15 protein-coding genes are annotated in these 18,586 nt (G+C 72.1%); 10 read left to right on the plus strand and 5 right to left on the minus strand.

Going from position 1 to position 18,586, the window contains the following annotated elements:
• The first annotated feature begins 467 nt into the window (after positions 1–467).
• The 6 genes from rpsB (at position 468) to rlmN (ending at position 6,577) form a co-directional block, all read left to right on the plus strand.
• Positions 468–1,376: a 30S ribosomal protein S2 gene (gene rpsB / locus ACIRRS_RS32740; protein ID WP_402978634.1), complete on the plus strand. Its 909-nt coding sequence runs from the start codon at positions 468–470 to the stop codon at positions 1,374–1,376.
• Between the two features lie 129 nt (positions 1,377–1,505).
• The gene (tsf, locus tag ACIRRS_RS32745; protein WP_402978637.1) at positions 1,506–2,345 is read left to right on the plus strand and encodes a translation elongation factor Ts; all 840 of its coding nucleotides are present in this window, start codon (positions 1,506–1,508) and stop codon (positions 2,343–2,345) included.
• A gap of 262 nt (positions 2,346–2,607) precedes the next feature.
• Positions 2,608–3,372, plus strand: a complete 765-nt coding sequence (gene pyrH / locus ACIRRS_RS32750) for a UMP kinase (RefSeq protein ID WP_031072029.1) — start codon at positions 2,608–2,610, stop codon at positions 3,370–3,372.
• 128 nt (positions 3,373–3,500) lie between these two features.
• Complete coding sequence (gene frr, locus ACIRRS_RS32755) at positions 3,501–4,022, plus strand: ribosome recycling factor (protein WP_402978702.1); 522 nt, start codon at positions 3,501–3,503, stop codon at positions 4,020–4,022.
• Between the two features lie 263 nt (positions 4,023–4,285).
• On the plus strand, positions 4,286–5,401 hold the full coding sequence (locus tag ACIRRS_RS32760) for a phosphatidate cytidylyltransferase (RefSeq protein WP_402978640.1): 1,116 nt from the start codon (positions 4,286–4,288) through the stop codon (positions 5,399–5,401).
• A gap of 75 nt (positions 5,402–5,476) precedes the next feature.
• Positions 5,477–6,577: a 23S rRNA (adenine(2503)-C(2))-methyltransferase RlmN gene (gene rlmN, locus ACIRRS_RS32765; protein ID WP_031072023.1), complete on the plus strand. Its 1,101-nt coding sequence runs from the start codon at positions 5,477–5,479 to the stop codon at positions 6,575–6,577.
• A gap of 5 nt (positions 6,578–6,582) precedes the next feature.
• Here the strand turns inward: rlmN and ACIRRS_RS32770 are convergent, their stop codons facing one another.
• The 4 genes from ACIRRS_RS32770 to ACIRRS_RS32785 all read right to left on the minus strand — a co-directional run bounded on the left by ACIRRS_RS32770 (position 6,583) and on the right by ACIRRS_RS32785 (position 10,582).
• A complete protein-coding gene (locus ACIRRS_RS32770) occupies positions 6,583–7,734 on the minus strand; it encodes a hypothetical protein (RefSeq protein ID WP_402978642.1) in 1,152 nt (383 codons plus the stop codon).
• A gap of 10 nt (positions 7,735–7,744) precedes the next feature.
• Positions 7,745–8,476 (minus strand): ABC transporter ATP-binding protein, encoded by a 732-nt coding sequence (locus tag ACIRRS_RS32775; RefSeq protein WP_402978645.1) that lies wholly within the window; start codon positions 8,474–8,476, stop codon positions 7,745–7,747.
• Positions 8,477–8,717: 241 nt separating this feature from the next.
• Positions 8,718–10,112: an aspartate aminotransferase family protein gene (locus tag ACIRRS_RS32780; RefSeq protein ID WP_402978647.1), complete on the minus strand. Its 1,395-nt coding sequence runs from the start codon at positions 10,110–10,112 to the stop codon at positions 8,718–8,720.
• Positions 10,109–10,582: an Lrp/AsnC family transcriptional regulator gene (locus ACIRRS_RS32785; RefSeq protein ID WP_030243538.1), complete on the minus strand. Its 474-nt coding sequence runs from the start codon at positions 10,580–10,582 to the stop codon at positions 10,109–10,111. Before ACIRRS_RS32785 ends, ACIRRS_RS32780 begins: the two co-directional genes overlap by 4 nt.
• Before the next feature lie 250 nt (positions 10,583–10,832).
• On the opposite strand from ACIRRS_RS32785, the gene ACIRRS_RS32790 reads away from it, so the two are divergent.
• From ACIRRS_RS32790 to ACIRRS_RS32800, 3 genes are all read left to right on the plus strand, one after another.
• A complete protein-coding gene (locus ACIRRS_RS32790; RefSeq protein ID WP_402978650.1) occupies positions 10,833–12,326 on the plus strand; it encodes a gamma-aminobutyraldehyde dehydrogenase in 1,494 nt (497 codons plus the stop codon).
• A gap of 170 nt (positions 12,327–12,496) precedes the next feature.
• The gene (locus ACIRRS_RS32795; protein WP_402978653.1) at positions 12,497–13,855 is read left to right on the plus strand and encodes an aspartate aminotransferase family protein; all 1,359 of its coding nucleotides are present in this window, start codon (positions 12,497–12,499) and stop codon (positions 13,853–13,855) included.
• Between the two features lie 71 nt (positions 13,856–13,926).
• Entirely contained in the window at positions 13,927–15,126 is a 1,200-nt protein-coding gene (locus ACIRRS_RS32800) for a spermidine/putrescine ABC transporter substrate-binding protein (RefSeq protein ID WP_402978655.1), read from the plus strand.
• Between the two features lie 6 nt (positions 15,127–15,132).
• Here the strand turns inward: ACIRRS_RS32800 and ACIRRS_RS32805 are convergent, their stop codons facing one another.
• Positions 15,133–16,791 (minus strand): PucR family transcriptional regulator, encoded by a 1,659-nt coding sequence (locus tag ACIRRS_RS32805; RefSeq protein WP_402978658.1) that lies wholly within the window; start codon positions 16,789–16,791, stop codon positions 15,133–15,135.
• Between the two features lie 233 nt (positions 16,792–17,024).
• Here ACIRRS_RS32805 and ACIRRS_RS32810 point away from each other — a divergent pair, with 233 nt between their 5' ends.
• Positions 17,025–18,536, plus strand: coding sequence for a gamma-aminobutyraldehyde dehydrogenase (locus ACIRRS_RS32810; RefSeq protein WP_402978661.1), 1,512 nt, complete (start codon positions 17,025–17,027; stop codon positions 18,534–18,536).
• The last annotated feature ends 50 nt before the right edge of the window (positions 18,537–18,586 follow it).

Genomic DNA, 18,586 nt, shown 5'->3' on the forward strand with positions numbered 1-18,586 from the left:
CCCCGGACGGGTGTACGGGTACCGCCATTCGGTGTAGAAACGGCATACGAAGGCCCTCGCGGCGGCATACCGCCCGCGGACGCACGCCCCCGGCCGAGGCCTCCCGGCCCCCGTGGGCCCCACCCGCTCCGGGCCCGCGCGACTCTCGGAGTCGCCCGCCCCTCGGCGCTTCCCGTACACTTCACACGCGACCCGGTCCGCCGGGTCGACTTCGCACGCCCCGCCACCGGTGGACGGTCGTGGACGGACATGGTTCGACCGCAGCCCCCGCCCGGTGCGAGTGCCCTCGGTCCGCCGAGCCCGACCGGTCCCCGGACCGCGAGGGTGGCAGCGGCTCGGCACGATCGGGGCGTCAGGCGTGGCTTTCACCTGACTGCCACGGACCAACCGAGACTGACCCGCGCCATGGCGATCGCCCTCAAAGGCACCGCCGGGGCCCGGGCCGTAACACCTGAGGAGCACGGCACATGGCCGTCGTCACGATGCGGGAGCTGCTGGAGAGCGGCGTCCACTTCGGTCACCAGACCCGCCGCTGGAACCCGAAGATGAAGCGCTTCATCATCACCGAGCGCAACGGCATCTACATCATCGACCTCCTGCAGTCGCTGAACTACATCGACCGCGCCTTCGAGTTCATCAAGGAGACCGTTGCCCACGGCGGCAGCGTCCTCTTCGTCGGCACGAAGAAGCAGGCCCAGGAGGCCATCGCCGAGCAGGCCACCCGCGTGGGTATGCCCTACGTGAACCAGCGCTGGCTCGGCGGCATGCTGACCAACTTCTCGACCGTCTACAAGCGTCTGCAGCGCCTCAAGGAGCTCGGCGAGCTGGACTTCGCGGACGTGGCCGGTTCCGGCCTCACCAAGAAGGAGCTCCTGGTCCTCCAGCGCGAGCACGACAAGCTGGAGAAGACCCTCGGCGGTATCCGCGACATGCAGCGCGTTCCCAGCGCCGTGTGGATCGTGGACACCAAGAAGGAGCACATCGCGGTCGGCGAGGCCCGGAAGCTCAACATCCCGGTCGTCGCCATCCTCGACACCAACTGTGACCCCGACGAGGTCGACTACAAGATCCCGGGCAACGACGACGCGATCCGCTCCGTCACGCTGCTGACCCGCGTGATCGCCGACGCCGTGGCCGAGGGCCTCAAGTCCCGCGCCGGTGTCGCCAAGGGCGACGCCAAGGCCGAGCCGGGTGCCGACCAGCCGCTGGCCGACTGGGAGAAGGACCTGATCGAGGGCGAGAAGAAGGCCGAGGAGGCCCCGGCCGCCGAGGCCGAGACCGCTGAGGTCGTCGAGACCGCCGAGGTCGCTGAGGTCGCCGAGGTCACCGAGGTCGTCGAGACCGCCGCCACCGAGGCGCCGGCCGAGCAGGCCTGACGTACCAAGGGTGAGGGGCACTCGCCGGTACGAAACCGGCAGGTGCCCCTCTCTCCCGCGCCGGGACCGAACCACCGGTCCCGGCGCATCCCCACGCAGACACGCGAGACGCGAGAAGAGATTCACACCATGGCGAACTTCACCGCCGCGGACGTCAAGAAGCTCCGTGAGCTCACCGGCGCCGGCATGATGGACTGCAAGAAGGCCCTGGACGAGGCCGAGGGCAACGTCGAGAAGGCCGTCGAGCTCCTGCGCATCAAGGGCCAGAAGGGCGTCGCCAAGCGCGAGGGCCGTGACGCCTCCAACGGCGCCGTCGCCGCGCTGATCGCCGAGGACAAGAAGTCCGGCGTTCTGGTCGAGCTGAACTGCGAGACGGACTTCGTCGCCAAGGGTGACAACTTCGTCAAGGTCGCCGACGCGATCGCCACCCACGTCGCCGCCGTCGCCCCGGCCGACCTGGACGCCGCGCTCGCCTCCGAGATCGAGGCCGGCAAGACCGTCCAGCAGTTCGTGGACGAGGCCAACGCGACCCTGGGCGAGAAGATCGTCTTCCGTCGCTTCGCCCAGTTCGACGGTGACGGCTTCGTCGCGGTCTACCTGCACAAGACCAGCCCCGACCTCCCGCCGGCCGTCGGCGTCCTGGTCGAGCTGGACAAGGAGAACGCCGAGGTCGCCAAGGACGTCGCGCAGCACATCGCCGCCTTCGCGCCGAAGTACCTGTCCCGCGAGGAGATCCCGGCCGAGGCGCTCGAGAACGAGCGTCGCGTCGCCGAGGCCACCGCCCGCGAGGAGGGCAAGCCCGAGGCCGCCCTGCCGAAGATCGTCGAGGGTCGCGTCACCGGCTTCGTCAAGGAGAACTCCGTCCTGGAGCAGGCCTTCGCGAAGGACAACAAGAAGACCGTCGCCAAGGTCCTCGAGGAGGCCGGCGTCTCCCTCAAGCGCTTCGCCCGCTTCCGCGTCGGCGCCTGAGCCACGTTCCCCCTGGTCCCCGGCCCCTCTAGGCTGGGAACCGCCCCCGCCCGCTGACCAGGGCGGGAGGAACGCCGAGCGGGCTCACCCAGCGCCAACCGTCACCGGGCGGCCCGCGTCGGCACCATGAACGACGAGGAGGCCATTGCCGTGCAGGACACCGAACAGGTTCCCGCGGCAGTGGCCTCCTCGCGTGTACGCGCGGACCGGAGCCCGCACGGCCCCGGTCTGTGAGCCAGCAGGTGCAATAAAGGAGAAATCCATGCAGGAGACGCAGGAGACCGCGCAGGACCCCAAGGCCGGTTCGCGCCGCCGGGTGCTGCTGAAGCTGTCCGGTGAAGCCTTCGCCGGTGGCGGCGGGCTCGGCGTCGACCCGGACGTCGTGCACGCGATCGCCCGGGAGATCGCCACGGTCGTCCGCGCCGGCACCGAGGTCGCGGTGGTCATCGGCGGCGGCAACTTCTTCCGGGGCGCCGAGCTCCAGGTCCGCGGGATGGACCGGGCCCGCTCCGACTACATGGGCATGCTGGGCACGGTCATGAACTGCCTCGCGCTCCAGGACTTCCTGGTCAAGGAGGGCATCGAGACCCGCGTCCAGACCGCGATCACCATGGGCCAGGTCGCCGAGCCGTACCTGCCGCTGCGGGCCGTCCGGCACCTGGAGAAGGGCCGCGTGGTGATCTTCGGCGCCGGAATGGGCATGCCGTACTTCTCGACCGACACCACGGCCGTCCAGCGGGCCCTGGAGATCCACGCCGACGTCCTGCTGATGGGCAAGAACGGCGTGGACGGCGTCTACGACTCCGACCCCCGGACCAACCCGGACGCGGTCAAGTTCGACGCCCTGGACTACTCCGAGGTCATCGCCCGGGACCTCAAGGTCGCCGACCTCACCGCGATCACCCTGTGCAAGGACAACAACCTCCCGATGCTGGTCTTCGAACTGCTGGCGGAGGGCAATATCGCGCGCGCGGTGAAGAGTGAGAAGATCGGCACACTCATCAGCCAGGATTCCGTCCGGGCCTGAGCAGCAACCAGCCGTACCGGACGGCGGCGCCGAGCCGTGACCGGTCGGGACCCACAGCAGATGAACCGGACAGGGAGACCACAGTGAGCGAAGCGATCGAAGAGACCCTCCTCGAGGCCGAGGAGAAGATGGAGAAGGCCGTCGGCGTCGCCAAGGACGACCTCGCGGCGATCCGCACCGGCCGCGCCCACCCGGCGATGTTCGCCAAGATCGTCGCCGAGTACTACGGCGCCATCACCCCGATCAACCAGCTGGCCTCGTTCTCGGTGCCGGAGCCCCGGATGGCCGTCGTCTCGCCGTTCGACAAGACCGCGCTCAAGGCCATCGAGCAGGCGATCCGCGACTCCGACCTGGGCGTCAACCCCTCCAACGACGGTTCTATCATCCGGGTGGTGCTGCCCGAGCTGACCGAGGAGCGCCGCCGCGAGTTCATCAAGATCGCGCGCACCAAGGGCGAGGACGCCAAGGTCTCGATCCGCGCCGTGCGCCGCAAGGCCAAGGACGCCATCGACAAGCTGGTGAAGGACGGCGAGGTCGGCGAGGACGACGGCCGCCGCGCCGAGAAGGAGCTCGACGACACCACGGCCAAGTACGTGGCCCAGGTCGACGAGCTGCTGAAGCACAAGGAATCCGAGCTGCTCGAGGTCTGATGAACGACGCCCCTGACGCCCCTGGCTACTGGGGCCCGTCCGACCAGCAGTTCCAGCCGTACCGCCCGGCGCCGCAGCCGCAGGCACCCCTGCCGCAAGCCCATCCGGCGCCGGGGTACGGCGATCATCCGGCGCCCCCGCCGTTCCAGGGACACCCCGGTCACGGGGCCGTCCAGGGGCCGGGAGCGCCGGGCGGCCCCCGTCCGGATCAGCCGCAGCAGCCTCCGGTGTACTGGAACGGCGACGCGGAGGAGACTCAGGTCATGCCTCCCGTCCCGGCCGACCCCGGTCCGGCCCGGGAGGCCGGCCGGCTGGGCGGCGGTCCGCTGTTCCGGGACGAGCAGCCCCCGGCCGCCCCGGGCGGCGGCGAGACGGTCGTGCTGCGCGCGATAACCGACGACGTCACCCCCGGAGCCGGCGCCCCGCCGTTCCCGGGGGCTCCGGTGCACCCCGCGCCGCCGCCGAGCCACCCGGCGGCCGGGTTCCCCCCGTACCCGCCGTCGTCCCATCCAGGGCAGGAGACACCCGTGGCCGCCCAGCCCGCCCCGCAGCCGCAGCCGCCCAAGCAACGCGGTGGCCGCAACCTCCAGGCCGCCATAGGCGTGGGGGTCGGCCTCGGCGCGGTCATCGTCGCCTCGCTGTTCGTGGTGAAGGCGCTGTTCCTGTTCGTCGTCATGGCCGCCGTCGCGGTCGGCGTCTGGGAGCTGACCAGCCGCCTGTCCGAGCGCAAGCAGATCAAGGCGCCGCTCGTCCCGCTGGTCGTCGGCGGCGTCGCCATGGTCGCCACCGGCTACTGGGCGGGCATCCAGTGGGCCGCGGCCTCGCTCGCGCTGACGGGGCTGGCGGTGATGGTCTGGCGGATGGCCGAGCCGCCGGAGAACTACCTGCGCGACATAACGGCGGGCGTGTTCACCGCGTTCTACGTGCCGTTCCTGGCCACCTTCGTGGCGATGATGCTGGCGGCCGACGACGGCCCGCAGCGGATCGTGCTCTTCCTGATCGTCACGATCTGCAGCGACACCGGCGCCTACGCGGTGGGCTACAAGTTCGGGAAGACCAAGCTCGCCCCGACGATCAGCCCCGGCAAGACCCGGGAGGGCCTGGCCGGCGGCATCGCGCTGTCGATGCTCGCGGGCGCCGTGCTGATGCAGCTGATCATCGACGACGGCAGCTGGTGGCAGGGCCTGATCCTGGGCGGCTGCGCGGCGGTCACCGCCACCCTGGGCGACCTGGGCGAGTCGATGATCAAGCGCGACCTCGGGATCAAGGACATGGGCACCCTGCTGCCCGGCCACGGCGGCATCATGGACCGGCTGGACTCGCTCCTGCCGACCGCCCCAGTGGTCTGGCTGCTGCTGGCGGCCTTCGTCGGCAGCTGACCCGCACACGGTTCGAGGGGCCCCGGACGCCTGGCGCGTCCGGGGCCTCCGTGCGTCTGCGACACTTGAACGACCATGCCTAAGCCCGGAGAACTCACCTTTGTCGCGCCGCGCGGCGCCAAGCCCCCGCGACACCTCGCCGACCTGAGCCCCGCCGAGCGCAAGGAGGCCGTCGCCGAGCTGGGCGAGCAGGGCTTCCGCGCCAAGCAGCTCTCGAACCACTACTTCGGCCGGATGTCGGACGACCCCGAGAGCTGGACGGACATCCCCGCGGCCAGCCGGGCGAAGCTGACGGAGGCCCTGCTGCCCGACCTGATGAAGGTCGTGCGGCACGTCTCCTGCGACGACGACGCGACCCGCAAGACGCTGTGGCGGCTCTTCGACGGGACGCTGGTCGAGTCGGTGCTGATGCGCTACCCGGACCGGGTCACCATGTGCATCAGCTCGCAGGCCGGCTGCGGCATGAACTGCCCGTTCTGCGCGACCGGCCAGGCGGGGCTGACCCGCAACCTGTCGACCGCGGAGATCGTCGAGCAGATCGCCGCCGGGATGCGCGCCCTGAAGACCGGGGAGGTCCCCGGGGGCGAGACGCGGCTGTCGAACGTGGTCTTCATGGGCATGGGCGAGCCGCTGGCCAACTACAACCGGGTGCTGGCCTCGATCCGCCGGCTCACCGACCCGGCGCCGGACGGCTTCGGCCTCTCCCAGCGCGGCATCACCGTCTCGACCGTCGGCCTCGTCCCGGCGATGCACCGCTTCGCCGACGAGGGCCTCAGCTGCCGGCTGGCGCTGTCGCTGCACGCTCCGGACGACGAGCTGCGCGACGAGCTGGTGCCGGTCAACACCCGGTGGAAGGTCGCCGAGGTGCTGGACGCGGCGTGGAACTACGCGGAGAAGTCCGGCCGCCGGATCTCCATCGAGTACGCGCTGATCAAGGACATCAACGACCAGGCCTGGCGCGCCGACCTGCTCGGCCGGCTGATCCGGGGCAAGCGGGTGCACGTGAACCTGATCCCGCTGAACCCGACGCCCGGCTCCAAGTGGACGGCCTCGCGGCCCGAGGACGAGCGCGAGTTCGTCCGCCGGCTCCAGTCGCACGGCGTGCCGACGACCGTCCGTGACACCCGCGGCCAGGAGATCGACGGCGCCTGCGGCCAGCTCGCCGCGGCGGGCTGAAGCCCCTACCGCAGCCCGGCGGCCGCCAGCGCGGCGGTCGCCCCGCCGGTGAGCAGCAGGGTCGTGCCGACGGCCAGGGTGCGCAGGGCGACGGCGCCGAACAGCAGCCGGGGTGAGGTGCCCAGGCGGAGCAGGGCCTCGGTGACGGCGCGGCGGTCGGTGCGGACCTCGGCGAGGCGGGCGGCGACGGCGGCCAGGGTGCAGCCGAGGACGAGTCCGGCCTCGACGGCGGGGAGGGTGTCGGCGCCGTCGCGGGTGCCGATCCAGTAGCGGACGGTGGTGAGGACCACCGCGAGGACGAGGGTGAGCACGGCCAGCGGCGGGCCGAGCCGCCGGGCCTGGGCGGTGAGCCCGCGCCCGGCGAGCAGCCGCAGCGGGGTGGGCCGGCCGACGGCGAGCAGGCGGCCGGCCCAGCCGAGCAGCGGGCCGGTCAGCAGGGCGAGGCCGAGCGCGCCGGCGGCCCAGCCGCCGAGGGCGGCGGTGCTGGTGGAGCCGAGCCCGGCGGGCAGGTGGATCGGGCGGCCGTCGACGGCGGCACCGGGCCGCAGGGCGATGAGTTCGAGCGCGGCGCCGATCACCACCAGCCCGGTCGGCAGGGCGATGCGCCAGGGGCCGAAGCCCGTACGGGCGCGGGTGCGGCCGCCGGGCAGGGCGTCGGCGGAGGGCACGGAGCAGGCGGCGGCGATCCCGGCGGTGAGCGGCACGAGCGCGAGCAGGGTGACCGGGGCGGCGGCCGGCAGCGGCACGCCCATGCCGAGGTCGGGGGCGAGCGTGGGCCCGGCGATGTCGTTGCGCAGGACGAGGAAGAGCAGCAGGGCCAGCACGCTGCCGAGCACGCAGGCGAGCGCGACCTCTCCGGCGATCAGGGCCCGGATGCGGCGGGAGCCGGCCCCGGCGGCGGTGAGGCCGGCGATGCGCTCGGGCCGGCGGGCGGGCACCGAGCGGGCGGCGACGGCGGCGAACCAGGCGACGGCGGCCAGCGGGGGCAGGCACCAGAGCAGGCGGACGAACGCGTCGGTGCCGCCGAGCGGGTCGCTCAGGGCCCGGCCGAGGGAGCGCAGCAGGAAGGCGGCGACCACGGCGGCGGCGAGGGCGGTGAGCAGCCAGCGGCCGAGGTCGGGCACCCGGTAGCCCCGGGCCAGGCGGAGGTAGAACACGACGACTCTCTCAGCGGCTCGGGCCGGCCGTGACGGCGGTGCCGCGCGGGACGGGGGCGGCGGGGGCGGTGAGCCGTCCGTCGACGAGGGCGACCGCGCGGTCCGCGAACCGGACGAGCTCGGGGTCGTGGGTGGCCAGGACGAGGGTGAGCTGGTGCGAGCGGGCCGCGCTGGTCAGTATCCGCAGGACCTGGTCGGCGGCCTCGCGGTGCAGCGGGGCGGTGGGGTCGTCGGCGAAGACGACGGGCGGCAGCGGCGCGAGGGCGCGGGCGACGGCGATGCGCTGGCGCTGGCTCTGGAGCAGCCGGTCGGGGCGCTGCCGGGCGACCTCGCCGACGTCGAGGCGCTCCAGCCACTCGGAGGCGGCGGTGTAAGCGGCCTTGTTGCCGGCGCCGGCGAGCAGGAGGGGGAGGGCGACGTTCTCGCGGGCGGTCAGCTCGGGCACCAGGTGCGGTTGGGAGCCGACGAAGCCGAAGCGGTCGCGGCGCAGCCGTTCGCGGCCGGCCCGTCCGAGGGTGTGGACGGGGGAGCTGTTGAACCACACCTCGCCCTCGTCGACGGGGAGTTGGGCGGAGAGGCAGCCGAGCAGGGTGCTCTTGCCGGAGCCGCGCGGGCCGGTGACGGCGAGCACCTCGCCCTCGCGGACGCCGATCGAGATGCCGCGCAGGGCGGGGGTGCCGTCGTGGGACTTGACGATCCCTCGGGCCCACAGCACGTCGTTGTCAGGCGGTGCCGCTGGCATGGGGTTCCATCCTGGGTGGCCGCAGGGATATGACAGTCGTCAGATTAGAACGACCGGGGACGGTCGCGGTTGCGGCGCACTGGTCCATCACGGGCATATCACCCGCATTCAGGCATGTTTGGTCGTACGACCGTGATGTGGACGTGATCACGGCGTGAACGCCGAAGGGCGGCCCCGGCTCCTGGGGTCCAGGGAGTCGGGGCCGCCCTTCGGCGGAGGGTGGGGAAGAAGGCTCAGGGGGTCAGATCTTCGCCCACGCGTCGGTGAGGCTGGTCCGCAGGATCTGCTCGATCTCGTCGAAGGTCGACTGGTCGGAGATCAGCGGCGGGGCCAGCTGGATGACCGGGTCGCCACGGTCGTCGGCGCGGCAGTACAGGCCGTTGTCGAAGAGGGCCTTCGACAGGAAGCCGTAGAGCACGCGCTCGACCTCGTCGTCGTTGAACGACTCCTTGGTGACCTTGTCCTTGACGAGCTCGATGCCGTAGAAGTACCCGTTTCCGCGGACGTCGCCGACGATCGGCAGGTCGCGCAGCTTGTTCAGGGTGCCGAGGAACGCGGACTCGTTGTCGAGGACGTGCTGGTTGAGGCCCTCGCGCTCGAAGATGTCGAGGTTGGCCAGCGCCACCGCGGAGGAGACCGGGTGGCCGCCGAAGGTGTAGCCGTGCAGGAAGGTGTTGTCACCCTTGTAGAACGGCTCGGCCAGGCGGTCCGAGATGATCGTGGCGCCGATCGGGGAGTAGCCCGAGGTCATGCCCTTGGCGCAGGTGATCATGTCGGGCTGGTAGCCGAACTTGTCGGCGCCGAACATGGTGCCCAGGCGGCCGAAGGCGCAGATGACCTCGTCCGAGACCAGCAGCACGTCGTGGCGGTCGCAGATCTCGCGCAGGCGCTGGAAGTACCCGGGCGGCGGCGGGAAGCAGCCGCCGGCGTTCTGGACCGGCTCGACGAAGACGGCGGCGACGGTCTCGGCGCCCTCGTTGAGGATGGCCACCTCGATCTCGTCGGCGCACCAGCGGCCGTAGGCCTCGGGGTCGACCGTGCCGTCCGGGCCCTCGAGGAAGGCCGGGGCGCGGTAGATGTTGGTGTTCGGCGCCTTGTGGGTGCCCGGCACCAGCGGCTCGAACGGGGCCTTCAGGCCCGGCAGGCCGGTGATGGACAGCGCGCCCTGGGGGGTGCCGTGGTAGGCGACGGCGCGCGAGATGACCTTGTACTTGGTCGGCTTGCCGGTCAGCTTGAAGTACTGCTTGGCCAGCTTCCAGGCGGTCTCGACGGCCTCGCCGCCGCCGGTGGAGAAGAAGACCTTGTTCAGGTCGCCGGGGGCGTAGTTGGCCAGGCGCTCGGCCAGCTCGACGGCCTTCGGGTGGGCGTAGCTCCACACCGGGAAGAAGGCGAGCTCCTTGGCCTGCTTGGCGGCGGCCTCGGCGAGCTCCTCGCGGCCGTGACCGGCCTGGACGACGAACAGGCCGGCGAGGCCGTCGAGGTACTTGCGGCCCTTGTCGTCCCAGACGTAGGTGCCCTCGCCCCGGACGATCGTCGGAACGGGGGAGTTCTCGTACGACGACATGCGGGTGAAGTGCATCCACAGGTGGTCGTAGGCGGTCTTGGAAAGGTCCTTCTGCGCCGGGTCGGCTGTCATCGGGTGCCCCAGGTGTAGGTCTGTTTCCGGAGCTTCAGGTAAACGAAGCTCTCGGTGCTCCGCACGCCGGGAAGGGCGCGGATGCGCTTGTTGATCAGTTCGAGCAGGTGCTCGTCGTCCTCGCAGACCAGTTCGGCCAGGAGGTCGAACGAGCCTGCGGTGCAGACGACGTAGTCGACCTCGTCGAGGGCGGCCAGCGCGTCGGCGACGGGTTCGATGTCGCCCTCGACCCGGATGCCGACCATCGCCTGGCGGGTGAAGCCGACGGTGAGCGGGTCCGTGACGGCGACGATCTGCATCACGCCCTGGTCGAGCAGCTTCTGGACGCGCTGTCGCACGGCCGCCTCGGACAGGCCGACGGCCTTGCCGATGGCGGCGTACGGGCGGCGCCCGTCCTCCTGCAGTTGCTCGATGATCGCCTTGGAGGCGGCGTCGAGGGGAACGCTCGCGTTCCGGTCGCGGTTGGCCACGCCGCCACTGTGCCTGATCGTTCTTGTGTTCGCAAGCGTGGAAACTGCTGATTTCGTCGCGATCTTGGAAAACGCCTGCGGATTTCATCGTCGGCGCGGATGCGGCCTGTCGATCCCGGCAGTCGAGCGGTTAGGGTGGCACGGTACGCGCGCGCCCCCGCAGGGAGGCGCGCATTCCGCCACCAGTGGACCGCGCCGGACGGGGCACGGCCACTCGGCACCCTTCGTCCGCCGCATCCGCCGACATACCATGGCGCCGGATTCTGCAACGCCGCAGGCCCAGACCGAGGAGAGACCCGTGAGCGACCTTCGCACGCTGCGCAACTACATCAACGGTGAGTTCGTCGACGCGGCGGACGGCCGCACCCTCGACATCGTGGACCCGACCACCGGCGAGGTGTACGCGACGTCGCCGCTGTCCGGGGCCTCGGACGTGGACGCCGCGATGGCCTCCGCCGCCGCGGCTTTCCCGATCTGGCGCGACGCCACCCCGAGCACCCGGCAGAAGCTGCTGCTGAAGATCGCCGACGCCGTCGAGGCCCGGGCCGACGAGATCGTCGACGCCGAGGTGCGCAACACCGGCAAGCCGCGCGCGCTGACCCTCTCCGAGGAGATCGGCCCGATGGTGGACCAGATCCGCTTCTTCGCCGGCGCCGCCCGCCTGCTGGAGGGCAAGGCCGCGGGCGAGTACATGGACGGGATGACCTCGATCATCCGCCGGGAGCCGGTCGGCGTCTGCGCCCAGGTCGCGCCGTGGAACTACCCGATGATGATGGCGGTCTGGAAGTTCGCCCCGGCCATCGCCGCCGGCAACGCCGTCGTGCTGAAGCCCTCGGACACCACCCCGGCCTCCACCGTGCTGCTGGCCGAGATCATCGGCGGCGTCCTCAAGGACCTGGACCTGCCGGCCGGCGTCTTCAACGTCATCTGCGGCGACCGCGAGACCGGCAAGCTGATGGTCGAGCACCGGACCCCGGCGATGGCCTCCATCACCGGTTCCGTCCGGGCCGGCATCCAGGTCGCGGAGTCCGCCTCCAAGGACGTCAAGCGCGTCCACCTGGAGCTGGGCGGCAAGGCCCCCGTCGTGGTCTTCGAGGACGCCGACATCGCCGAGGCCGTCGAGGGCATCTCGGTGGCGGGCTACTTCAACGCCGGCCAGGACTGTACGGCCGCCACCCGCGTGCTGGTGCACGAGTCGATCCACGACGCCTTCGTCGAGGCGCTGGCCAAGGCCGCGGCCGAGACCAAGACCGGCGGCGTGGACGACGAGGACGTGCTCTACGGCCCGCTGAACAACGCCAACCAGCTGAAGCAGGTCTCCGGCTTCATCGAGCGGCTGCCCGCCCACGCCAAGGTCGAGGCCGGTGGCCACCGGGTCGGCGACAAGGGCTACTTCTACGCCCCGACCGTCGTCTCCGGCCTGCTGCAGGACGACGAGATCATCCAGAACGAGGTCTTCGGCCCGGTCATCACCGTGCAGAAGTTCACCGACGAGGACCAGGCCGTCGAGTACGCCAACGGCGTCGAGTTCGCGCTGGCCTCCTCGGTGTGGACCAAGGACCACGCCCGGGCCATGCGGATGTCGCGCCGCCTGGACTTCGGCTGCGTCTGGATCAACACCCACATCCCGCTGGTCGCGGAGATGCCGCACGGCGGCTTCAAGAAGTCGGGCTACGGCAAGGACCTGTCCTCGTACGGGTTCGAGGACTACACGCGTGTGAAGCACGTCATGACCGCGATCTAGTGGGTCATGACCGTTGAGCGCTGTATGACCGCGATCTAGTCGTACGAGCTGATGATGGGCCCGGGTTCTCGTGACCCGGGCCCTGCTCCTTTCCAGGCTGTCGGCGGCCGACCCGACCGGCTGACAGGATGGAACTGCCCTTCGCGGTCCGGACTCCCTAGCCTTGCCGCATGAGCATCCCCACCGCCGACCCGGCCGCCGGTCAGGCCGTCAAGGCCGCCGACCGCGCACACGTCTTCCACTCGTGGTCCGCCCAGGCGCTGATCGACCCCCTCGCGGTGGCCGGCGCCGAGGGCTCGTACTTCTGGGACTACGAGGGCAACCGCTACCTCGACTTCTCCTCCCAGCTCGTCAACACCAACATCGGCCACCAGCACCCCAAGGTGGTCGCCGCGATCCAGGAGCAGGCGGCGAAGCTCTGCACCCTCGCCCCCGGCTTCGCCGTCGAGTCGCGCAGCGAGGCCGCCCGGCTGATCGCCGAGCGCACCCCCGGCGACCTGGACAAGATCTTCTTCACCAACGGCGGCGCCGAGGCCAACGAGAACGCCATCCGCCTGGCCCGGCTGCACACCGGCCGGCAGAAGGTGCTCTCCACCTACCGCTCGTACCACGGCGCCACCGCCAACGCGATCGCCCTGACCGGCGACCCGCGCCGCTGGGCCAGCGAGACCGGCGTCTCCGGCGTGGTGCACTTCTGGGGCCCGTACGCCTACCGCTCCAACTTCCACGCCGAGGACGAGGTGCAGGAGTGCGAGCGCGCGCTGGAGCACCTGGAGCAGGTCATCGCCTTCGAGGGCCCGGGCACCGTCGCCGCGGTCATCCTGGAGACGGTGGTCGGCACCGCCGGCATCCTCATCCCGCCGCCGGGCTACCTGGCCGGGGTGCGCGAGATCTGCGACCGGTACGGGATCGTGTTCATCCTCGACGAGGTGATGGCCGGCTTCGGGCGCACCGGCGAGTGGTTCGCCGCCGACCACTGGGGTGTCACCCCGGACCTGCTGACCTTCGCCAAGGGCGTCAACTCCGGCTACGTGCCGCTCGGCGGCGTCGCCATCAGCGCCGAGATCGCCGCGACCTTCGCCGAGCGGCCCTTCCCCGGCGGGCTCACCTACTCCGGCCACCCGCTGGCCTGCGCCTCCGCCGTGGCCACCATCAACGCCATGGCGGAGGAGGGCATCGTCGAGAACGCCAAGGCCATCGGCGAGACCGTCCTCGGCCCCGGCCTGCGCGAGCTGGCCGAGCGGCACCCCTCGATCGGCGAGGTGCGCGGCCTCGGCGTGTTCTGGGCGCTCGACCTGGTGAAGGACCGCGCCACCCGCGAGCCGCTCGTCCCCTACAACGCGGCGGGCGCCGCCAACGCGCCGATGGCCGAGCTGGCCGCGGCCTGCAAGGCGCGCGGGCTCTGGCCGTTCGTCAACATGAACCGCTTCCACGTCGTCCCGCCGTGCACCGTCACCGAGGAGGAGGCCAAGGCCGGCCTCGCGGTGCTCGACGAGGTGCTCGCGCTCGCCGACGCGCACACCGTCTGACGTACAGATACGGGACGGCCCCGGGCGCGCTCACCGTGCCCGGGGCCGTCCCACGCTCCGGAGGCCCCCACATGCGCAGCAGCTCCACCCCGACCCGCCCGCTCGACTCCCGCGCCCTGCGCCGACGTTCGCTGCTCGGCGGGGCCGCGCTGCTCGGCGCCGGCACGCTGACCGGCTGCGGCATCCCGTCCGCGTACGTGGACGAGGACCGCCGCTCGGCGCCGGACCGCTCGGAGGGCGACCGGCGGCTCGCCTTCTCCAACTGGACGCAGTACATCGACACCGACGACCAGGGCCGGCGCCCGACCCTGGACGCGTTCAGCGAGAAGACCGGCATCGCCGTCACCTACACCGAGGACATCAACGACAACGACGAGTTCTTCGGCAAGATCAGCCCCGTCCTCACCCAGGGCTCCGACCCCGGCCGGGACCTCATGGTGGTCAGCGACTGGATGGCCGGGCGGTACGTCTCCCTCGGCTGGGTGCAGGCGATGGACCGGGCCAACCTGCCCAACGTCACCGCCCAGTTGGACCCGCAGCTGGCGAACCCCGCCTTCGACCCCGGCCGCCGGCGCAGCGTGCCCTGGCAGTCCGGGATCACCGGCATCGCGTACAACCGCAGGACGCTCGGCCGGGAGCTGAAGTCCACCGCCGACCTGTGGGCCCCCGACCTCAAGGGCAGGGTCACCCTGTTCGCCGGGCTGGACGAGGCGCTCGGGCTGCTGATGCTCTCCCAGGGCGCGGACGTCGCAGCCTGGGGCACGGACGACGCGCACCGGGCGATGGACCTGGTGCAGAAGATGGTCGACGGCGGGCACGTGCGCCGCTTCACCGGCAACGACTACACCAGCGACCTCGCCTCCGGCGCCGCCGTCGCCTGCCAGGCCTACTCCGGCGACGCCGTCCAACTCACCGCCTCCAACCCGGACATCGCCTTCGTGGTGCCCGAGGAGGGCGGCGAGCTGTGGGCGGAGAGCCTGATGATCCCCAACCGGGCCGTCCACAAGCGCAACGCCGAGCAGCTGATCGACTACTACTACCAGCCCGAGGTGGCGGCCGAACTCGCCGCGGCCGTCCAGTACATCTGCCCGGTGCCGGCCGCGCAGAAGGTGCTGGCCGACAGCGGGGACAAGGACAAGGCCGAACTCGCCGAGAACCCGCTGGTGTTCCCGACGGAGGACATGCGGGCGCGGCTGCGCACCATGCGCGACGTGACCTCGGCCGAGCGGCCGGGGCTGCACAAGGTCTGGGGGCGCATCACCGGGGTGTAGGGCCCGCTAGCGGCGTACGGCGTCCAGGGCGAGCAGCGCCACGTGCAGGGAGAGGCAGGACTCCACCTGGTCGAGGTCGACGCCGAGGATGCGCTCGACCTTGTGCAGCCGGTCGTAGAAGGACGGCCGGGACAGGTGCGCCGCGTCGGCCGCCGCCGACTTGTTGCGGCCCTGCTCCAGATAGATCCGCAGCATCTGCACCAGCTGGCCGTTGTGCTCGGCGTCGTGCGCCAGCAGCGGGCCCAACTCCCGCTCCACGTACGTCTGCAGGCGCGCGTCGTCGCGCAGCAGGTGGAGCAGGCCGCGCAGCCGCACGTCCGGCAGCCGGTAGTACGAGGCGGCCCTGGCCCCGCCCGGGGCGTCGTGCAGGGCCGCGTCGGCGACCTGGGTCGCCTCCAGCAGGGTGCGCCGGGCGTCCCGGACGGCGCCGACCGAGGAGCCGACGGCGACCACCGGCCCGGCGGGGTCGGTGCCGCACTGCCCGGTCTCGGCGGACATCCGGCGCAGGGTGGCGGAGAAGGAGTCGAGGGCGGTGTTCTCGTCCTGCTGGGTGCCGAGCGCGATCAGCAGGCCGACGCCCTCGTCGTCCAGCGCGCCGACCAGCGCGGACAGCCGGCAGGCGCGGACGGCGCCGGCGGCCAGCTCGGTGAAGTCGCGCAGCCGGGCCTGCGCCTCCAGCGCGGCCGGGATCGGCCCGCGCCGGCACCGCAGCACCACGCCGACCAGGCGCCGGCCCTCCAGGGGGACGCCGAGCGCCTGGGCGCGCAGCGACACCTCGGAGACGGTCAGCGCGTGGGTGAGGATGCCGGAGAGCAGGGTGCGGTGGGTCTGCCGCTCCAGGCTCTCCCGGTCGCGCACCACCAGCCGGCTGAGCGCCAGCGCGGAGGCGCCGCGCTCCAACAGCATGGTGTGCGGGTGGCTCTCGCCCTCCGGCAGCGCGGGCCCGGGCTCCTGGACGAGGACGAGCCGGCCCCAGTCCTGGCCGCGCGCGCCGACGGCCGTCACCAGCCAGCCGCTGCGCGGGTCGTGGCCGGTGCGCCCGGGCGGGCGGACCCCGCGCGAGCGGCGCTCCCAGTCCTCCAGCACCTCGGCCTCCGGGCGCCCGGCGGTGTCGTGGGCGAGGACCTGGTGGGCGAGGTTCTCCAGGACGACGGGCGCGCCCGCCATCCGGGCGACCTGGCGGATCACCTCGGGCGGCTCGGCGCCCTCCACCACCAGCTCGTTGAACACCTGGTGCACGGACTCGGAGACGCGCAGCTGCTCCAGCTGGGCGTTGACCACCAGGGCGTGCACGGCCTCGGTGACGGCGACGAAGCGCACCTCGCGGCGCAGCGCGATCAGCGGCAGGCCGCGCTGCTCGGCGGCGTGCACCAGGGCGCGCGGGAGCGTGTCGAAGTAGCGCCGGCCGAACTCGACGACCAGCCCGGCCACCCCGACCCCGTCCAGGTCGCGGACGTACCGGGCCAGGCCCTCGCGGTCCTCGGGCAGGGCGATGCCGGTGGTCAGCACCAGCTCGCCGCCCTGGAGCACCCCGGCGACGTCGGGCAGTTCGCTGACGTGGACCCAGCGGACGGGCCGTTCCAGGTGTGCGGCGCCGGCCACGACCTGGGGCAGGCCGCGCCGCATCACGTCCAGGTCGAGAACGCGGGCGACGGTGGGGAGCATCGCGGGTCTCCTGCGGGGTGGGGGATTGCAGGGTGTCAGGTGAATCATCCACTGCGGCGACGACCTGTCGCCCTGCGAGGCGCCTTGCACACTGTAAGGCCCTTCGCACCGAGACTGTCGGAGTGACCCTTGTCACCCTCGCCCCGCAGCGGGCAAGGTCAGCGGGACCGCAGACCCCCACCGCGGACGCGTGATCCCGCAGCGGTCGAACCACGGCACTTGGAGGCATTCGGATGGACCTGACCGACTTCGGCGCGGGCGCGCAGTACATCGCGGGCCGGCAGGCCCCAGGCAGCGGCGAGCCCTTCCGGATCGTCAACCCGGCGGACGGCACGGTGGTCGAGGAGGTGACCCTGGCCGGTGCCGGGGACGTCGAGGCCGCCGTCGCCGCCGCCAGGGCCGCCCTGCCCGGCTGGTCCGGCGCCACCCCCGGCGCCCGCTCGGAGGCCCTCACCCGGCTCGCCGCCCGCCTGGCCGCCGCCGCCGAGGACCTGGCCCGGGTGGAGACCGCCCAGACCGGAAAGCCGATCAGGCTGTCCACCGAGTTCGACGTGCCCGGCACCGTCGACAACGCCGCCTTCTTCGCCGGGGCCGCCCGCAACCTGGAGGGCAAGGCCGCGGGGGAGTACTCCGGCGACCACACCTCGTACGTCCGGCGCGAGGCGATCGGCGTGGTCGGCTCGATCGCGCCGTGGAACTACCCGCTGCAGATGGCGGCCTGGAAGATCCTCCCGGCGATCGCGGCCGGGAACACCATCGTCCTCAAGCCCGCCGAGATCACCCCGCTGACCTCGCTGATGTTCGCCCGGGCCTGCACCGAGGCCGGCATCCCGGACGGCGTCGTCAACGTCGTCACCGGCGCCGGGCGCAGCGCGGGCGAGCAGCTCGTCTCCCACCCCGACGTCGCGATGGTCTCCTTCACCGGCTCCACCGCCGTCGGCCGCCGCGTCGCCGAACTCGCCACCGCCACCGTCAAGCGCACCCACCTCGAACTCGGCGGCAAGGCCCCGTTCGTGGTCTTCGACGACGCCGACCTCGACGCCGCGGTGCACGGCGCCGTCGCCGCCTCGCTGATCAACGGCGGCCAGGACTGCACCGCCGCCACCCGCGCGTACGTCCAACGCCCGCTGTACGACGCCTTCGTGGCCGGGGTCGCCGAGCTGTACGCGGCGATCCGCCTCGGCGCGCCGCTCGACCCGCGCACGGACCTGGGCCCGCTGGTCTCGTACACCCACCGGGACCGCGTCGCCGCCTTCGTCGAGCGCGCCCGCTCGTACGCCACCGTCGTCACCGGCGGGTTCGCCCCCGAGAAGGGCCACGACGGCACCGACCTCACCCGCGGCGCCTACTACGCCCCCACGCTGATCACCGGCGCGGCGCAGGACAGCGAGGTCGTGCAGGGCGAGGTCTTCGGCCCGGTCCTGGTCGTGCTGCCCTTCGACGGGGACGACGAGGGCCTGCGCCTGGCCAACGACACCCCGTACGGCCTGGCCGCCTCCGCCTGGACGACGAACGTGCACCGCTCGCTGCGCGCGACCCGGGAGATCGCCGCCGGGTGCGTCTGGGTCAACGACCACATCCCGATCATCAGCGAGATGCCGCACGGCGGCTACAAGGCCTCCGGCTACGGCAAGGACATGTCCCAGTACTCGCTGGACGAGTACACCCAGGTCAAGCACGTCATGTTCGACACCACGGCGGTGGCCCGCAAGGACTGGCACCGCACCGTCTTCGGAGACAGATAACCCCTCAGACCGGGGTGCTCCCCCCACGCACCCCTTCTCATCCCCAGGAG

It is taken from the genome of Kitasatospora sp. NPDC101183, from assembly GCF_044767945.1.
Lineage (GTDB): Bacteria > Actinomycetota > Actinomycetes > Streptomycetales > Streptomycetaceae > Kitasatospora.